Consider the following 15,251-nt stretch of genomic DNA (forward strand, 5'->3'; position numbering starts at 1 on the left):
GACACACTGGTCATGGACCCCGCAAGTGCCCTAGTTTGGCCAACGTCGCGGTTGTGATCGCCTCGCCACAGAGGTACCGACCACCCCGCCGATCCGCCGCTCCTGTCCCGATTTCCAGTCCAGAGACCTTCGCTCATGACCTCAGAAGCCGCCCGCAGTTATCGATTTCCTGAGGGTTTTCTGTGGGGGGCGGCCACCGCCGCCTACCAGATCGAGGGCTCCTCGATGGCCGACGGCGCGGGGGAGTCGATCTGGGACCGGTTCAGCCACACTCCCGGCAATATGAAGGATGGCGACACCGGCGACGTCGCCTGCGACCATTACAACCGCTGGCGCGAGGACATCGCGCTGATGAAGCGGCTGAACCTTCAGGCCTACCGATTCTCGGTCAGCTGGAGCCGCGTGATTCCCGACGGCCGCGGCGCCATCAACCCGAAGGGCCTCGACTTCTACGATCGCCTCGTCGACGGCCTGCTCGAGGCCGGCATCGAACCCCTGTGCACCCTCTACCACTGGGACCTGCCGGCGGCGCTCGACGACCGCGGCGGCTGGCTCAATCCCGACATCGCCGACTGGTTCGCCGACTACGGCCAGGTGATGTTCGAGAAGTTCAAGGGCCGGGTGAAGACCTGGGGCACCATCAACGAGCCGTGGGTCATCGTCGACGGCGGCTATCTCCACGGCGCCCTGGCTCCCGGCCACCGCTCGGCCTTCGAGGCGGTGATCGCCGGCCACAACGTGCTGCGCGCCCACGGCGCCGCCGTCCGCCGCTTCCGCGAGGTGGGCGAGGGCCAGATCGGCATCGTCCTCAACATCGAGCCCAAATACCCGGCCTCCGACAGGCCCGAGGACGAGGCCGCCCGCCGCCGCGCCGAGGCGCAGATGAACCGCTGGTTCCTCGACCCGCTGATGGGCCGCGGCTACCCCGAGGAGCTGAAGGACGTCTACGGAAAGGCGTGGCGCGAATTCCCCCAGGCGGACTTCGACCTCATCGCCGAGCCGACCGACTGGATGGGCCTGAACTGGTACACCCGGGCGGTGCCGGAGAACGCGCCCGACGCCTGGCCGACCCGCTCGCGCCCTGTGAAGCAGGTCCAGCACGCCCACACCGAGACCGGCTGGGAGGTCTATCCCCCCGCCTTCACCGACACCCTGGTCTGGCTGCACGAGCAGACCGGCGGCAAGCTGCCGCTGATGGTCACCGAGAACGGCTCGGCCTGGTACGACCCGCCGCACGCCATCGACGGCCGCATCCCCGACCCGATGCGCGTCCACTATCTGCAGACCCACCTGAAGGCGATGCACGACGCCATCGGCAAGGGCGTCGACCTGCGCGGCTACATGGCCTGGTCGCTGCTCGACAATCTCGAATGGTCGCTCGGCTATTCCAAGCGCTTCGGCATCGTGCACGTGAACTTCGCCACCCAGGAGCGGACCATCAAGGACTCCGGCCTGCTCTACGCCGAGGTCATCCGGACCCACGGCGAGGTGCTGGAGACCCTCTGAGCCTCAGCGCACCCGGTCGTAATAGGCCTCGATCAGGTCCAGCCGCTCCCGGAACGGGACGTCCTTCGCCACCGGACCGTCGTTGGTGAATTCCAGCAGGCGGTCCGGCTCGGCCCGGAACTCCGGCCATGCCTGGCGCATCCCGCCGTTCGGGTCGCCCGTCGAGGCGAAGGTGGTCCAGTACCCGGCCATCTGGTCCGCCTGCCGCTGGTCCATCTCCGCCGTCGGCCACGGCGAGGCCTCCAGGTTGTCGAACACGTACTGCCGCTCCGAGGCGTGGGTCGCTCCCGCGTGCGGCTCGGGCATGGCGGCCGAGACCACGTCGAAGCGGTACAGCCACGTCGGGTGGCCGTTGCGCGCATGCAGCCGCGCCAGACGCCGCGCCGGCTCGTTGAAGACCAGATCGCTCACCACCTGGGCGTCGTAGCCCTCCTGCCCCCCGTAGGCGCGCAGGAAGGCCGCCCGCTCCGCCGCCGTCATGGCGTCGTCGATGGCGCCGTAGGGGCTCAGCTCCGACGGCTTGATCCACCAGAACTCGGCGCTGTTCGTGCCGATGATGAAGGGCACGGCGGCCTCACGGCCGGCCGCGAACGCCGCCTCCACGTCCTCCGCCACATAGACGCCGTCCCGCACCAGCACGTCGCCGCCATAGAAACTCGGCGCCGGGCGCAGGAAGGCCTCGGCCGGGACGGCCCGCAGCGCGTCCGCCGTCGTCGCGCCCAGGTCCGCGGCGAAGGCCTCGCCCCGGGCCTGCATCGACAGGCCCCCGTCGCGGCGGGGCGCGTCGACCGGCGTCCCCTCCTCCCGGCCGAGCCCCGACTGCACCACCGCCCGGTGAAACAGTCCCCGCGCCTCCGGCGAGATCATCAGCCGCGTCACCAGCGCGCCGCCCGCCGACTCGCCGAAGACCGTCACATTGCCGGGGTCCCCGCCGAAGGCCGCCGCATTGTCCTGCACCCAGCGCAGGGCGGCCACCACGTCCATCATCCCCCAGTTGGCCGCCGGCTCCCCCGGCCCCCGCTCCGCGGCCAGCGCCGGATGGTCGAAGAAGCCGAGCCGGCCCAGCCGGTAGTTCAGGGTCACCACCACCACGCCGCGGCGGGCCAGGCGGGTCCCGTCGTACAGGGCTGCGGTGCCCGAGCCGTTGTTCAGCCCGCCGCCGTGGATCCAGACCATCACCGGCAGCGGGCCTTCCCGTCCGACCGGAGTCCAGACGTTCAGCGTCAGGCAGTCCTCGCTCATCGGCAGCGGCCCGACCCCGTTGTCGCCGTTGGCCGGCGGCTGCACGCAGATCGCCCCGTACGACGAGGCGTCCCGCGGCTCCGTCCACGCCTGCGGCGGCTGCGGCGGCCGCCAGCGCAGCGGGCCGACCGGGGGCGCCGCGTAGGGCAGGCCCCGGAAGGCGACCACGCCCTGCGCCGCCACGCCGGTCACCGGCCCCTGGGCCACCCGGGCTTCGACGGACTGCGCCTCTCCGGCGCCGGCGGGGGTGAGGGTCATCAGGGCGGCGACGAACAGACTGGTCAGGAACATCCCGGGAGGATAACCGCTTCCGTGCGCGAGCCAATTCGATCTTCACGCGAACCCGACGCGGCGTTGTGCGTTAGCGTGGCTGTACGGCGGGGCATCGCTTGAAAGAACTGGTGAAATCGGGGGCGCTGGACGCCGAACTGGCCGCCGCCTTCGAGGCGTCGCCGAACCCGTACATGCTGCTGACCCCGGACCTGCGCTACGCCGGGATGAACGCCGCCTATCTCGCCGCCGTGGGCGCGCGCCGCGAGGACCTGCTCGGCCGCCCGATCTTCGAGGTCTTCGATTCCGGCCCGACCGAGGACGGCCGCGCCAACGCGCGGCAGCTGCGCGCCTCCTTCGAGCGGGTGCTGCGCGAGGGCCGGCGCGACCACCTCGCCCTGATCCGCTACGCCATGCCCGCCGCCGGCCCCGACGGCGAGACGGTGCTGCAGGAGCGCTTCTGGTCGGCCACCCACACCCCGATCCGCGACGCCTCCGGCCGCATCATCTACATCCTCCAGCACACCACCGACATCACCGAGCTGGAGCAGCTCCGGCGGCGGGCCGCCGGGGCGGACCGCAAACGCGCCATCGACTCCATCCTCAGCGGCAATGTCCTGCAGCGGGCGGAGCACGTGCAGCAGGCCAATCGCGAGCTCGAGACCGAGCGCAACCGCCTGCTGGAAATGTTCATGCAGGCCCCCGGCTTCGTCGCCGTGCTGTCGGGACCGGACCACGTCTTCCAGATGTACAATCCGGCCTACGCCCAGCTCATCGGCCACCGCGACCTGGCGGGCAAGCCGGTCCGCGAGGCGCTGCCGGAGGTGGTGGGACAGGCCTACATCGGCCTGCTGGACGCCGTCTACGCCACTGGCGAGCCGCACGAGGGGCGGGCCAGCCGGGTCGAACTCCAGCGCACGCCGGACGGGCCGCTGGAGACCGTCTGGCTGGATTTCATCTACCAGCCGATCCGCGACGACTCCCGCAACGTCGTCGGCATCTTCGTGCAGGGCCACGACGTCACCGAGACGGTGCTCTCGACCGAGCGCCAGAAGCTGATGATCGACGAGCTGAACCACCGGGTGAAGAACACCCTGGCGACGGTGCAGTCGATCGCCATGCAGACGGCGCGGACGCACCGCGACCCCGTGGGGTTCGCCGAGAGCTTCCAGGCCCGCCTGCTCGCCCTGTCGCACACCCACGACCTGCTCACCCGCAGCCATTGGGAGGGCGCCGACCTGCGCGACGTGCTGGAGCACGAGACCAAGGCCCACGGGCCGCACCGGATCTCCCTCGTCGGCCCGCCGGTGGCGCTCGAGCCCGCCGCCGCCCTGTCGCTGGGCATGGTCTTCCACGAACTGGCCACCAACGCGGCCAAGTACGGCGCCCTGTCGGTCCCCGAGGGCCGGGTGCTGGTCGACTGGGGCGTCAGCGACCAGACCAGTCCGGTCCTGCGCCTCGCCTGGCGCGAGGTCGGCGGCCCGCCGGTGCAGGCGCCGGAACGCCGCGGATTCGGCAGTCGGCTGATCGAACGCAACGTGCATCATGATCTGGCGGGCGTGGTCGAACTCGACTACGCACAAAGCGGTTTCAGTGCGGAGTTCTCGATCCCGCTGGACGGGAGGAGTCGACAATGAGCGAGACGCTGACGGGACGCCGCATCCTGGTGGTGGAGGACGAGTCCCTCGTCGCCATGCTGCTGGAGACGATCCTCGAGGACATGGGCTGCACCCCGGTCGGACCGGCCGCGACGGTCGAGGACGGGCTGGGCTTCGCCACCGACGGCGAACGCCTCGACGCGGCCCTGCTCGACGTCAACGTGGCCGGCCGCCAGGTCTTCCCGGTGGCCGACGCCCTGAAGGCCGCGGGCGTGCCCTTCGTCTTCTCCACCGGCTACGGCGAGGGCGGCCTGCCCGACGAATGGCGCGGCCACGCCACCATCCAGAAGCCCTTCACCGAGGCCGCCGTCCGCGACGCCCTGATGAAGGCGATGGGTCAGGCGAACGTCTGAAGCGGTAGGGCAACAGGCGGCAGGCAGCAGGCAGCAGGATCGACGACGGAGCTTCCTCCCCGTCGTCACCGGCCGCCGCCTCGAAGGTCCCGCCTGCTGCCTGCTGCCTGCTGCCTACCGCCCCAGATCCCTCATCACCGCCCGCGCCGCATTGTGCCCCGGGGCGCCGGTGACGCCGCCGCCGGGATGGGCGCCGGAGCCGCACAGATAGAGGCCGGGCACGGGCATCCGGTAGTCGGCGCAACCCAGCACCGGCCGGGCGCTGAACAGCTGGTCCAGGGTCAGCCGCCCGTGGAAGATGTCGCCGCCGACCAGGCCGAAGCGCCGCTCCAGATCGCGCGGCCCCAGCGCCAGCCGCCCCAGCACCGAGGCCCTGAACCCCGGCGCATGGGCCTCGACCGTGTCGATCATCAGATCGGCCACCGTGTCGCGGTGCGCGTCGCCCAGGGCCGGATCGACATGCTGGCAGAACAGGCTGGCGACGTGCTGTCCCGGCGGAGCCAGGCTGTCGTCCAGGGTCGAGGGGATCAGCATCTCCACGATCGGCCGCGACGACCAGCCGTTCAGCCGCGCCTCGGCGTGGGCCCGGTCCATATAGGCCAGCGACGGGGCCATGATGATCCCGGCCGTCAGGTGGTCCCCCGCCCCCGGCAGGGCGGTGAAGTCGGGCAGCTGCGACAGGGCCACGTTCATCCGGAACGTCCCCGAGCCGGACTGGTGGTTGCCGATCCGCTCGCGGAAGTCGGCCGGGACCACGGCGTCGTCGACCAGCCGTTCGAACAGCAGGCGCGGATGCAGGTTCGAGACCACCGCCCGCGCCCGCACGACGTCGCCCGCCTCCGTCACCGCCCCGACCGCCCGGCCCTTCTCGGTCAGCACCTCGGCGACGGGCGCCTCCAGCCGCACCTCCACCCCCTGTTCGGCGCAGGCCCGGGCCATGGCCTGGGTGATCGCCCCCATGCCGCCCAGGGCGTGACCCCAGACCCCCTTCCGCCCGTTCACCTCGCCGAACACGTGATGCAGCAGCACATAGGCCGAGCCCGGCGTGTACGGGCTGGCGTAGTTCCCCACCACGCTGTCGAAGCCGAACAGGGCCTTGATCGGGTCGCTCTCGAACCAGCCGTCCAGCCAGTCGCCGGCGGATTTGGTGAACAGGTCCAGCAGGTCGCGCCGGCCCTGCACGTCCAGCCCCGCCGCCTGCCGCCCCAGCGACGCCCCCTTCAGCAGCTCCGGCAGCATGGTCATCCAGCCGCCCTCCACCATGTTCGGCGGCGCCTTCAGGATCCAGTCGCGCAGGATCGCCGCAACCACCTCCAGCCGCCGCTCGTATTCCGGCAGCCGCTCCGCATCGCGGGCCGAGAATTTCGCCGCCTCCGCCGCGGTGCGCCCCTCCCCCGCCAGCAGATGCCGGCCGTCCTCCAGCGGCAGGAAGTTGGAGACCCGGCGCTCGACCACGGCCAGGCCGTGCCGGGCCAGCGCCATGTCGGCGATGACCTTCGGATTGAGCAGGCTGACGGTGTAGCTGGCCGTGGAATTGCGGAAGCCGGGATGGAATTCCTCCGTCACCGCCGCCCCGCCGACCACGTGCCGCCGCTCCAGCACCGTCACCTTCAGCCCGGCCCGCGCGAGATAGAAGGCGCAGACCAGGCCGTTATGGCCCCCGCCGAGGATGACGACGTCTGTCATGAGGTTCTTGGGTCCAGGGGCTAGGTTCCAGGGGGGAACGGCGACGCTGCAGACCCCTCCCTAGCACCTGGCCCCTATCCCCTAGAACCTCCTCTTCGGGCCGGTGCACCAGCGACACCAGCACGACCGACACGATCATCAGCAGGAACCAGCTCCCCAGCTTTTCCAGACCGACAGGCTGCCAGCCGTCCGCCTGTCCGGGGTAGGCCCAGGCGCGGCCGAAGGTGGCGAGGTTCTCGGCGATCCAGATGAACAGCGCGACGAGGAAATAGCCTGCCAGCAGCGGCATGGCCCGCCGCCTCCGGTCCGCCGTGAAGTGGAACCAGCCGCGGCCGAACAGCAGCGCCGTAAGGGCGAACAGCGCCAGCCGCACATCCGGCAGCCAGTGGTGGGCGAAGAAGTTCACATAGATCGCCGCCGCCAGCAGCCAGGTCGTCCAAATGGGCGGATAGCGCGTCACCCGGATGTGGAAGATGCGCTGCACCCGCGCGATGTAGCTGCCGACGGCCGCATACATGAAGCCCGAGAACAGCGGCACGGCGCCGATGCGGAGCAGGCTCTCCTCCGGATAGATCCACGAGCCGTGCGCGGTCTTGAACAGCTCCATCACCGTGCCGGCCAGGTGGAAGAGGAAGATGACCCGCGCCTCCTCCCAACTCTCGAGCCGGAAGGCCAGCATCGCCGCCTGGATCGCCACGGCCCCGACTACGAGGAAATCGTAGCGCGAGACCCGCGCTCCCTCCGGCCACCACAGGAAGGTGGCGACGATCAGCGCCAGCATGGCCCCGCCGAACAGGCAGGCCCATCCCTGCTTCAGTCCGAACCAGAGGAGCTCGAAGACATAGCCCCGCCACCGCGCCCCGTCCGCCCACGCCTGGGCTTCGGTCAGAAGAAGGCGGCCCCGGGTTTCGAGGGGGAGGCGGCGTGCGTCGGTCATGCGGCGACGCTAGCTGCGCCGACGGCCGCTTCTCATGAGCGGATCATGAGGAATTTCCGCGCGGGAAGCTCCTACCCCCGCCCGCGGTACGTCGGCACGCCCTGGTCCGGCAGCCACAGCCCCTCGGGCGCCGGGCCGGTCTGCCAGAAGACGTCGATCGGAATGCCGCCGCGCGGATACCAGTAGCCGCCGATGCGCAGCCACTTGGGGTGCAGCAGGTCGACCAGCCGCTTGCCGATGGCCACGGTGCAGTCCTCGTGGAAGGCGCCGTGGTTGCGGAAGCTGGTCAGGTACAGCTTCAGGCTCTTGGACTCGACCAGCCAGTCGCCCGGCGCATAGTCGATGACGATGTGGGCGAAGTCGGGCTGGCCCGTCACCGGGCACAGGCTGGTGAACTCGGGCGCCGTGAAGCGCGCCAGGTACAGCGTGTCCGCGTGCGGGTTCGGGACCCGCTCCAGCACGGCGGTTTCCGGACTGGTCGGCGCGGGGGTCATCTGGCCCAGCTGGTGCAGGCCGGAGGTGTCGGTGGTCATGGGATGTCAGCCCGAAGCTGCCGAATGCCGGCGGGAAGGATGGCAGCCAGTAGCGCCATGCCCTGTGGTTTTCAAAGGGCGGCGCCGGCGCCGCTAGAGGGCGCGCGCTTCCAGTCGGGCGATCCACCGCGCCGCCCGCGCCTTCAACTCCATGTCCCGCGCCAGGAGGGAGGCGTCCTCCGGCAGCCGGTCCAGCTGTTCGAACCGGAAATCCGCCTCCTCATGCCTGTTCCACGCCGCCTGCAGGCTGCGGAACGGCGAGCTGCCCCGCCGCAACGCGAACCACAGGCCGTTCTGCTCGGTGTCGATGTGACGGCTCTGCCCCACCCACGCCTCGCCTGTCGCCGTGCAGATCACCGCGAACACGCCGGCGATGGTCTTGCGTTCCTTGTAGGCCGCAATGAGGGCCTTCCGATCCCGGGACGTCATCCGGCCCCTCCTTTTCACCCGGGTGATATAGACGACGTTTCTACCCGGGTAAATATCTCGGGCGAGGTTTCGCGTCGCGGCCGCGGCCGCGCGGCATTTGCCTTCCCCGGGGGCGCCCCGCTATCCGTAGCGAAAGACAACGCGGGGAGACGACCATGGCCATTCCGGCTTCGCTGCAATCGGGACTGAAGCTGCCGGTGATCGCCGCGCCCATGTTCCTCGTTTCCGGGCCCGACCTGGTCGTCGAGGCGTGCAACGCCGGCGTCATCGGCACCTTCCCGTCGCTGAACCAGCGCACCACCGAGGGCTACCGGGAGTGGCTCCGCGAGATCAAGGCGCGCCGGAACCCCGACGCCGCCGCCTTCGGGGTCAACCACATCGTCCATCCGACCAACCCGCGCCTGCTGGCCGACATGCAGGTGACGGTCGAGGAGCAGGTGCCGCTGGTCATCACTTCGCTCGGCGCGGTGCGCGACGTGGTCGAGGCGGTGCACGGCTACGGCGGCGTGGTCTTCCACGACATCGCCAACGTCCGCCACGCCCGCAAGGCGGCCCAGGCCGGGGTCGACGGCCTGATCCTCGTCGCCAACGGCGCCGGCGGCCACGCCGGGGTGGTCAACCCCTTCGCCCTGGTGGAGGAGGTGCGCGGCTTCTTCGACGGAACCCTCATCCTGTCGGGCTGCCTGTCGACCGGCCGCGACGTCGCCGCCGCCCTGATGATGGGCGCCGACTTCGCCTACATGGGCACCCGCTTCATCGCCACGACCGAGAGCGCGGCCCAGCCCCACTACAAGGACATGATCGTCGAGGCCGGCTCGGCGGACATCACCTACACCCCGGCGGTCTCGGGCATCCCGGCCAACTTCCTGACCCCGTCGCTGGTCGAGAACGGCATCGACCCGAAGTCCCTGCCCGAACACAAGCTCGACATGGGCGAGGAGGCGAAGGCCTGGAAGACCGTCTGGTCCGCCGGCCAGGGCGCCGGCGCCATCCGCGACGTCGTGCCGGTGGCCGACCTCGTCGCCCGCCTGCGGGACGAATATTCGCAAGCCTGTGATGAATTCGACAAAAAGCGCCTCTAGGGCGGGTCCGTCCCACCCGAGAGGCCGTACATGCTCCGAACCCTGACGACCGTCGCCGCCGCGACGACCGCCCTGCTCGCGTTCGCGCCGGCCGCCGCCGCCCAGGACGGGGGCGGTTGGGCCTTCGCCTTCGGCGCCGCCACCGACAACCGCTCCAAGGCGATCTCGAAATCCGACGGCGAGCCCTTCGTCTGGGGCGAGGCGGAATGGGAGAGCGCCAGCGGCCTGTTCTACGCCGGCCCCTCGTTCGAGACGGTCGACAACGCCGGCTCGGAGCTCGAGGTGGCGGTGAACGCCGGCGTGCGGCCGCAGGTCGCCGGCTTCGACCTCGACCTGAACGTCGAGCACAAGTGGCTGGTCGACGCGGCGCCGGGCGCCGACGCCGACGCCTGGGAGTTCACCGCCGACCTGCGCCGCTCGATCGGCCCGGCCAGCGGCCGGCTGCGCCTGCAGCACTCGCCCGACAGCGCCGGCTCGAGCCGCGCCTGGACCTGGTACGAGGCCCAGGTCGGCTGGGACTTCACCGACCGCCTGTCCGGCTCCGCCGCCATCGGCCGGCGCGAGCAGGAGACCAGCGTCGACTACACCGGCTACAACATCGGCGTAAGCTACGCCGTCACCCGCAGCCTCGAGGCCGACCTCCGCTGGTACGGGACCGACGCCGACGTCCCCGGCGAGCAGTATGCGGACGCCCTCGTCGCCGGCGTCAGCTTCGCCTTCTGACCTCGCAATCGGCGTCGCGCCGCCCTATCTTGGGCGAATGTCCTCTCTTCGACCCACGACCCTCGAGCGCGCCTACGAACTGGCGCGCGAAGGCCGCTGCCGCACCGTCGGCGACATCAAGCAGGCGCTCTCTTCCGAGGGCTACGACCGCATCCAGGACGCCCTCTACGGGCCGTCGCTGACCGCGGACCTGCGCAAGCTGTGCCAGCAGCACTACGTGCCGCCGGGGGCGCCCCAGCCGGTCGACTGACGCCGCGCCTTGCTTTGGCCGCGCGGGCGGTCCACAAGGCGGATGTCGATCTCTCTGCGAAACGCCACCCCTCTGCTTTCGCCCGAGGTCCAGCCGCTCCCATTCAGACCCGACAGGCCGCCAGGGGCTGTTCCCTGCGGCCAACGCCAGAAGGAGGTCTGAAAATGGCTACCGGCACCGTGAAATGGTTCAACTCCACCAAGGGCTACGGCTTCATCCAGCCGGATGACGGCGGCAAGGACGTCTTCGTCCACATCTCGGCCGTCGAAGGCGCCGGCCTGCGCGGCCTGGACGAGAACCAGAAGGTCTCCTACGAGATCGAGCGCGACCGCCGTTCCGGCAAGGAATCGGCCGGCCAGCTCAAGGTCGAGGGCTGACGCCCGGCGCCGGCCCCGGGCCGGCGCACCCACGATCCGCGGCGGCGGGGGCGAAAGCCTCCGCCGCCGTTTTCGTTTCGGGGCGCCCCTTGCGGACCGGCCCGGCCGTCCCCATCTCCCCTCTGTCGATCTCACTGCGAAACGCTGCTGCCCTTTGCATCGCGCACCGAGGTCCAAAGCCGATCCGTTCAGACCCGACAGGCCGCTCCGGACTTCTTCCGGCGGCCAACTCAAGCGGAGGTCCTGAAAATGGCTACCGGCACTGTAAAATGGTACAATTCCACCAAGGGCTATGGCTTCATCGCCCCTGACGACGGCGGCAAGGACGTGTTCGTCCACGCCTCGGCCGTCGAGACGTCCGATCTCGGCATGCTCAGCGAGAACCAGAAGATCTCGTACGAAGTCGAGCGCGACGCCCGCTCGGGCAAGGAATCGGCGGGCCGGCTGCGCTCGGCCGACTGAGTTCGTGCCCGATCCCGGTCCGCTCCCGCCCGGCGGCTCCCGCGCCATCGCCTTCGACGGCGAGATCGTGAGCCTGCTGCCGCTCGGCCTGCGCCGGGTGCGGCTCGACAACGGCCATGTGGTGACGGTCCTGCCGTCCTTCGGCCGGGCGTCCGACGTTCCCCTCGTGGGGGACCGGGTCGTCGTCGAGATCGCCTTCAACCAGCTGAAGGGCTGGCGCCTCGTGCGCCGGCCCTGACGCCCTCCCCCTCCCGGAGACGAGCATGACCCCCCTCGCCGAAATGGTGCCCGCGATGAGCGACGCCGACCTCAAGGCCCTGCGCGCCAACGCCGAGCGCCTGTCGGAGGACGCCTCCACGGTGCGGTCCGCCGCCGCCGCCGAGATCATCCCGATCATCGACGCCGAAACCGCCCGCCGCGCGACCCTCGCCCCGGCGGTCGCCGCGCCGAAGAAGCGCGCGCCGGCGAAGAAGAAGGTGGTGCCGGTCACCGGCCACCAGACCGCCCTGCCGGCGAAGACCGCCGCCGCCTGACGCCGACCCCGGGCGCGGGCTCAGGCCAGCGCCTGGTCCAGATCGGCGATCAGGTCGTCGATATCCTCGACCCCCACCGACAGCCGGATCAGGCTGTCGGTCACGCCGCCCGCCTCGCGCACCTCCTTCGGCACCGAGGCGTGGGTCATGATGGCCGGGTGGTTGACCAGGCTCTCCACCCCGCCCAGCGACTCGGCGAGGGTGAACACCTGCACCCGCTCCAGCACCTGCCGGGTGCGCGCCAGGTCGCCGTCGATGATCGCCGTGACCATGCCGCCGAAGCGGCCGTTCATCTGCCGCGCCGCCAGATCATGCTGCGGATGGCTGATCAGCCCCGGATAGATGACCTTCGCGATCCCCGCTCGGGTCTCCAGCCAGCGCGCCACCGCGAGGGCGTTGTCGTTGTGGGCCTTCATGCGGAGACCCAGCGTCTTCAGCCCGCGGTTGGCGAGGAAGGCGTCGAACGGCCCCATCACGCCGCCAACGGAATTCTGAAGGAACTTCAGCTCCTTCGCGATATCCGCATCGCCGGTGACCAGCGCACCGCCGATGATGTCCGAGTGGCCGTTGAGATACTTGGTCGCCGAGTGCATGACGATGTCCGCGCCCAGCGACAGCGGCTGCTGGCTCCACGGCGTGGCGAAGGTGTTGTCGACCACCAGCTTCAGCCCGCGCGCCTTCGCGATCCGCGCCAGCCCTTCGATGTCCGCCAGCTTCATCAGCGGATTGGTCGGGGTCTCGGCCCAGATCATCCGCGTCTGCGGCGTGATCGCCGCCTCGACCGCGGCCAGGTCGCTCAGGTCGACATAGGCGAAGTCCAGCCCCATCGAGCGCCGCCGCACCCGCTCGAACAGACGCCACGAACCGCCGTACAGGTCGTCGCCGGTGACGATGTGCGAGCCGGCGTCCAGCAGCTCCAGCGCCGTCGCGGTCGCCGCCATGCCCGAGGCGAAGGCGAAGCCCTGCACCCCGCCCTCGAGATCGGCCAGGCAGGCCTCGAACGCCTCCCGCGTGGGGTTCTTGCCGCGCGCGTACTCATAGCCCTTGTTCACGCCCGGGCTTTCCTGGGCGTAGGTCGAGGTGGCGTAGATCGGCGTCATCACCGCCCCGGTGGTCGGGTCGGGCCGCTGTCCGGCGTGGATGGCGCGGGTCGAGAAACCCTGGCTGTTCTTCAGATTGGCCATGGGTCTACCGGTTCAGGCTCAGGTGGTTGATGAGGTCGGTGCGGGTGATCAGGCCGACGAAGGTCTCCCCGTCGAGCACGATCGCCACCCGGTCGCGGTCGAACAGCGGGATCAGGGCGTCCAGCGGCTCGCCGACCTGCACCGTGTCCAGCTCGCGCGTCATCGCCGCGCGCACCGGCTGCGAGAAGCGCTCCGCCCGCGTGATTTCGTCGGTGTCCATGACGTGGACGATGTCGCTCTCGTCGAGGATGCCGACCAGCCGCCCGTTCTCCATCACCGGCAGCTGGGACACGTCCGCCCCCTTCATCCGCTTGAAGGCGGTGTCCAGGGTGTCGTCGGGACCGACGGAGACGACGTCGCCGCTGGCGTATTTCCGCGTGATCAGGTCCGACAGGTCGCCGCGCAGCTCGCGCTCGGTCAGGCCGTGATCGGCCAGCCAGGCGTCGTTGTAGACCTTGGACAGGTACTTGGCGCCCGTGTCGCAGACGAAGGTCACCACCCGCTTCGGCTCCGTCTGCTCGCGGCACCAGCGCAGCGCCGCCGCGATCAGGGTGCCCGACGACGATCCGGCCAGAACGCCTTCCTTCAGCAGCAGTTCGCGCACCGTGGCGATCGCCTCCGCGTCCGGGATCGAATAGGCCCGGTCGATCAGCGTCATGTCCGCGGTGTCCGGCACGAAGTTCTGGCCGATGCCCTCGACGGTGTAGCCGCCCTCCGGCCCCGGCACGCCCTCGTTCACGAGGCCGGCGAGGGTCGACCCCACCGGATCCGCGAGGACGATCTCCGCCTTCGAGCCCTGCGACTTCAGGTAGCGGGCGATGCCCGTGATGGTGCCGCCCGAACCGATGCCGGCGACGAAGGCGTCGATGTCGCCGCCCATCTGCTCCCAGATCTCCGGTCCGGTGCTGCGGAAATGGGCCTCGGAATTGGCGTCGTTGGCGAACTGGTTGACGTAGAAACCGCCGGGGATCTGCTGCGCCAGCCGCTCGGCCATGTCGGTGTAGTACTCCGGATGCCCGTGCGGGACGTCCGAACGCGTCAGACGAACATCCGCGCCCATTGCACGGATATGCTGGATCTTTTCCTTGGACATCTTGTCGGGAATGACCAGCAGCACCTTGTACCCCTTGGCCTGGCCGACCAGCGTCAGCGCCAGGCCGGTGTTGCCCGCCGTCGCCTCGACGATGGTCCCGCCCGGCTTCAGGAAGCCCTCGCGCTCCGCCGCCTCGATCATCGACAGGGCGATGCGGTCCTTGATGGAGCCGCCGGGGTTCTGACTCTCCAGCTTGAGGAACAGCCGGCACGGCCCGGTGTCGATGCGCGTCACCTCCACCATCGGCGTCTTGCCGATCAGCTCCAGGGCCGAAGCGGCGGGGCCGGTCAGGACCGGGGCGGGGGCAAGCGTCATCTGGGGCTCCTCGGATGCAGGCGGAAGCTGGCGACCGGGGCCATGCAGGTCAAGCACGGCCTTCGCGGAACCATTCCGGCTCCCCGGACATGGTGGATCAGGAGGTCGCCTTGGACATCACCTCGCCGATCGAGCGCGGCGGCGCGCTGCTGCAGTTCGCCCACCACGTCGCCGTCGCCATCGAAATGCTCGGCGTGGTGATCATCCTCGTCGCGGTGCTGCTCGCGGCGGTGATCTATTTCCGCACGGGTCTGCGGACCAGGGCGTGGAGCGACGCCTACGACGGCGCGCGCGCCAACCTTGGCCGCGGGATTCTGCTGGGACTGGAGCTGCTCGTCGGCGCCGACATCATCGCCACCGTCACCGCGCCCCTGACCTTCGAGAGCGTCGGCCTGCTGGCCGTCGTCGTCCTCATCCGGACCTTCCTCAGCTTCGCCCTCGAGACCGAGATCGAGGGACGCTGGCCGTGGCGGCGCGACTCTCCGGAGCGGACGCATCCCGACAGCCGGCGGCCCTCGCGCACCCGGTAGGGCGGTCGTTTCGCCGTCGCCCGTGTCCTTTGCCCCGGCCGCGCGTTATCAAGCCCTGCAATGACCCGGACTCCCCGCCGCCCCGCCC

At 70.3% G+C, this 15,251-nt stretch carries 18 protein-coding genes; 11 read left to right on the forward strand and 7 right to left on the reverse strand.

The genetic code is table 11. The annotated features are described in order from the left end of the window. Window positions 1-135: 135 nt before the first annotated feature. The gene (locus H2038_RS11515) at window positions 136-1,506 is read left to right on the forward strand and encodes a GH1 family beta-glucosidase (RefSeq protein WP_292113187.1); all 1,371 of its coding nucleotides are present in this window, start codon (window positions 136-138) and stop codon (window positions 1,504-1,506) included. Between the two features lie 3 nt (window positions 1,507-1,509). On the opposite strand, the gene H2038_RS11520 is transcribed toward H2038_RS11515, so the two are convergent. After that, window positions 1,510-3,039 (reverse strand): carboxylesterase family protein, encoded by a 1,530-nt coding sequence (locus H2038_RS11520; protein ID WP_292113190.1) that lies wholly within the window; start codon window positions 3,037-3,039, stop codon window positions 1,510-1,512. Window positions 3,040-3,137: 98 nt separating this feature from the next. Here H2038_RS11520 and H2038_RS11525 point away from each other — a divergent pair, with 98 nt between their 5' ends. Both H2038_RS11525 and H2038_RS11530 read left to right on the forward strand, forming a co-directional pair. Beyond that, window positions 3,138-4,655: a PAS domain-containing protein gene (locus H2038_RS11525; RefSeq protein WP_292113193.1), complete on the forward strand. Its 1,518-nt coding sequence runs from the start codon at window positions 3,138-3,140 to the stop codon at window positions 4,653-4,655. Continuing rightward, the gene (locus H2038_RS11530) at window positions 4,652-5,029 is read left to right on the forward strand and encodes a response regulator (RefSeq protein WP_292113196.1); all 378 of its coding nucleotides are present in this window, start codon (window positions 4,652-4,654) and stop codon (window positions 5,027-5,029) included. The genes H2038_RS11525 and H2038_RS11530 overlap by 4 nt, the downstream gene beginning before the upstream one ends. A gap of 114 nt (window positions 5,030-5,143) precedes the next feature. Here H2038_RS11530 and H2038_RS11535 read toward each other — a convergent pair whose 3' ends face one another. The 4 genes from H2038_RS11535 to H2038_RS11550 form a co-directional block, all read right to left on the reverse strand. Further along, entirely contained in the window at window positions 5,144-6,715 is a 1,572-nt protein-coding gene (locus H2038_RS11535; protein ID WP_292113199.1) for an NAD(P)/FAD-dependent oxidoreductase, read from the reverse strand. Further along, complete coding sequence (locus H2038_RS11540) at window positions 6,681-7,652, reverse strand: DUF817 domain-containing protein (protein ID WP_292113202.1); 972 nt, start codon at window positions 7,650-7,652, stop codon at window positions 6,681-6,683. Before H2038_RS11540 ends, H2038_RS11535 begins: the two co-directional genes overlap by 35 nt. Window positions 7,653-7,723: 71 nt before the next feature. After that, entirely contained in the window at window positions 7,724-8,185 is a 462-nt protein-coding gene (gene queF / locus H2038_RS11545; RefSeq protein ID WP_092311870.1) for a preQ(1) synthase, read from the reverse strand. A 93-nt stretch (window positions 8,186-8,278) separates the two neighbouring features. Next, on the reverse strand, window positions 8,279-8,614 hold the full coding sequence (locus tag H2038_RS11550; protein ID WP_292113206.1) for a GIY-YIG nuclease family protein: 336 nt from the start codon (window positions 8,612-8,614) through the stop codon (window positions 8,279-8,281). 155 nt (window positions 8,615-8,769) lie between these two features. Here H2038_RS11550 and H2038_RS11555 point away from each other — a divergent pair, with 155 nt between their 5' ends. The 7 genes from H2038_RS11555 to H2038_RS11585 all read left to right on the forward strand — a co-directional run bounded on the left by H2038_RS11555 (window position 8,770) and on the right by H2038_RS11585 (window position 12,041). Further along, a complete protein-coding gene (locus H2038_RS11555) occupies window positions 8,770-9,696 on the forward strand; it encodes a nitronate monooxygenase family protein (protein ID WP_292113208.1) in 927 nt (308 codons plus the stop codon). Between the two features lie 30 nt (window positions 9,697-9,726). Further along, window positions 9,727-10,419 carry a TorF family putative porin gene (locus H2038_RS11560; RefSeq protein WP_292113210.1) on the forward strand — a complete coding sequence of 231 codons (693 nt, stop codon included), beginning with the start codon at window positions 9,727-9,729 and terminating at the stop codon, window positions 10,417-10,419. A gap of 37 nt (window positions 10,420-10,456) precedes the next feature. Further along, complete coding sequence (locus H2038_RS11565; protein WP_292113213.1) at window positions 10,457-10,669, forward strand: hypothetical protein; 213 nt, start codon at window positions 10,457-10,459, stop codon at window positions 10,667-10,669. Between the two features lie 164 nt (window positions 10,670-10,833). Next, window positions 10,834-11,046, forward strand: a complete 213-nt coding sequence (locus H2038_RS11570) for a cold-shock protein (protein WP_183205915.1) — start codon at window positions 10,834-10,836, stop codon at window positions 11,044-11,046. Between the two features lie 249 nt (window positions 11,047-11,295). After that, window positions 11,296-11,508, forward strand: a complete 213-nt coding sequence (locus H2038_RS11575; protein ID WP_292113220.1) for a cold-shock protein — start codon at window positions 11,296-11,298, stop codon at window positions 11,506-11,508. A 4-nt stretch (window positions 11,509-11,512) separates the two neighbouring features. After that, window positions 11,513-11,746, forward strand: coding sequence for a hypothetical protein (locus H2038_RS11580; protein WP_292113223.1), 234 nt, complete (start codon window positions 11,513-11,515; stop codon window positions 11,744-11,746). A 25-nt stretch (window positions 11,747-11,771) separates the two neighbouring features. Beyond that, window positions 11,772-12,041, forward strand: a complete 270-nt coding sequence (locus tag H2038_RS11585; RefSeq protein ID WP_292113226.1) for a hypothetical protein — start codon at window positions 11,772-11,774, stop codon at window positions 12,039-12,041. A gap of 20 nt (window positions 12,042-12,061) precedes the next feature. Here the strand turns inward: H2038_RS11585 and H2038_RS11590 are convergent, their stop codons facing one another. Together H2038_RS11590 and H2038_RS11595 are read right to left on the reverse strand one after the other, a co-directional pair. Then, window positions 12,062-13,225, reverse strand: coding sequence for a cystathionine gamma-synthase (locus tag H2038_RS11590; RefSeq protein ID WP_292113229.1), 1,164 nt, complete (start codon window positions 13,223-13,225; stop codon window positions 12,062-12,064). A 4-nt stretch (window positions 13,226-13,229) separates the two neighbouring features. Then, entirely contained in the window at window positions 13,230-14,633 is a 1,404-nt protein-coding gene (locus tag H2038_RS11595) for a cystathionine beta-synthase (protein WP_292113231.1), read from the reverse strand. Between the two features lie 110 nt (window positions 14,634-14,743). Here H2038_RS11595 and H2038_RS11600 point away from each other — a divergent pair, with 110 nt between their 5' ends. Next, a complete protein-coding gene (locus H2038_RS11600; RefSeq protein ID WP_292113234.1) occupies window positions 14,744-15,163 on the forward strand; it encodes a DUF1622 domain-containing protein in 420 nt (139 codons plus the stop codon). The last annotated feature ends 88 nt before the right edge of the window (window positions 15,164-15,251 follow it).

The sequence above is a fragment of the Brevundimonas sp. genome (assembly GCF_013912005.1).
GTDB lineage: Bacteria > Pseudomonadota > Alphaproteobacteria > Caulobacterales > Caulobacteraceae > Brevundimonas.

Bases quoted from the DNA above. Each gene is read 5' to 3' on its own strand.
- H2038_RS11515 (WP_292113187.1), top strand. From the start codon at position 136: ATGACCTCAGAAGCCGCCCGCAGTTATCGATTTCCTGAGGGTTTTCTG.
- H2038_RS11520 (WP_292113190.1), bottom strand. From the start codon at position 3,039: ATGTTCCTGACCAGTCTGTTCGTCGCCGCCCTGATGACCCTCACCCCC.
- H2038_RS11530 (WP_292113196.1), top strand. From the start codon at position 4,652: ATGAGCGAGACGCTGACGGGACGCCGCATCCTGGTGGTGGAGGACGAG.
- H2038_RS11535 (WP_292113199.1), bottom strand. From the start codon at position 6,715: ATGACAGACGTCGTCATCCTCGGCGGGGGCCATAACGGCCTGGTCTGC.
- H2038_RS11540 (WP_292113202.1), bottom strand. From the start codon at position 7,652: ATGACCGACGCACGCCGCCTCCCCCTCGAAACCCGGGGCCGCCTTCTT.
- queF (WP_092311870.1), bottom strand. From the start codon at position 8,185: ATGACCACCGACACCTCCGGCCTGCACCAGCTGGGCCAGATGACCCCC.
- H2038_RS11550 (WP_292113206.1), bottom strand. From the start codon at position 8,614: ATGACGTCCCGGGATCGGAAGGCCCTCATTGCGGCCTACAAGGAACGC.
- H2038_RS11555 (WP_292113208.1), top strand. From the start codon at position 8,770: ATGGCCATTCCGGCTTCGCTGCAATCGGGACTGAAGCTGCCGGTGATC.
- H2038_RS11560 (WP_292113210.1), top strand. From the start codon at position 9,727: ATGCTCCGAACCCTGACGACCGTCGCCGCCGCGACGACCGCCCTGCTC.
- H2038_RS11565 (WP_292113213.1), top strand. From the start codon at position 10,457: ATGTCCTCTCTTCGACCCACGACCCTCGAGCGCGCCTACGAACTGGCG.
- H2038_RS11570 (WP_183205915.1), top strand. From the start codon at position 10,834: ATGGCTACCGGCACCGTGAAATGGTTCAACTCCACCAAGGGCTACGGC.
- H2038_RS11575 (WP_292113220.1), top strand. From the start codon at position 11,296: ATGGCTACCGGCACTGTAAAATGGTACAATTCCACCAAGGGCTATGGC.
- H2038_RS11585 (WP_292113226.1), top strand. From the start codon at position 11,772: ATGACCCCCCTCGCCGAAATGGTGCCCGCGATGAGCGACGCCGACCTC.
- H2038_RS11590 (WP_292113229.1), bottom strand. From the start codon at position 13,225: ATGGCCAATCTGAAGAACAGCCAGGGTTTCTCGACCCGCGCCATCCAC.
- H2038_RS11595 (WP_292113231.1), bottom strand. From the start codon at position 14,633: ATGACGCTTGCCCCCGCCCCGGTCCTGACCGGCCCCGCCGCTTCGGCC.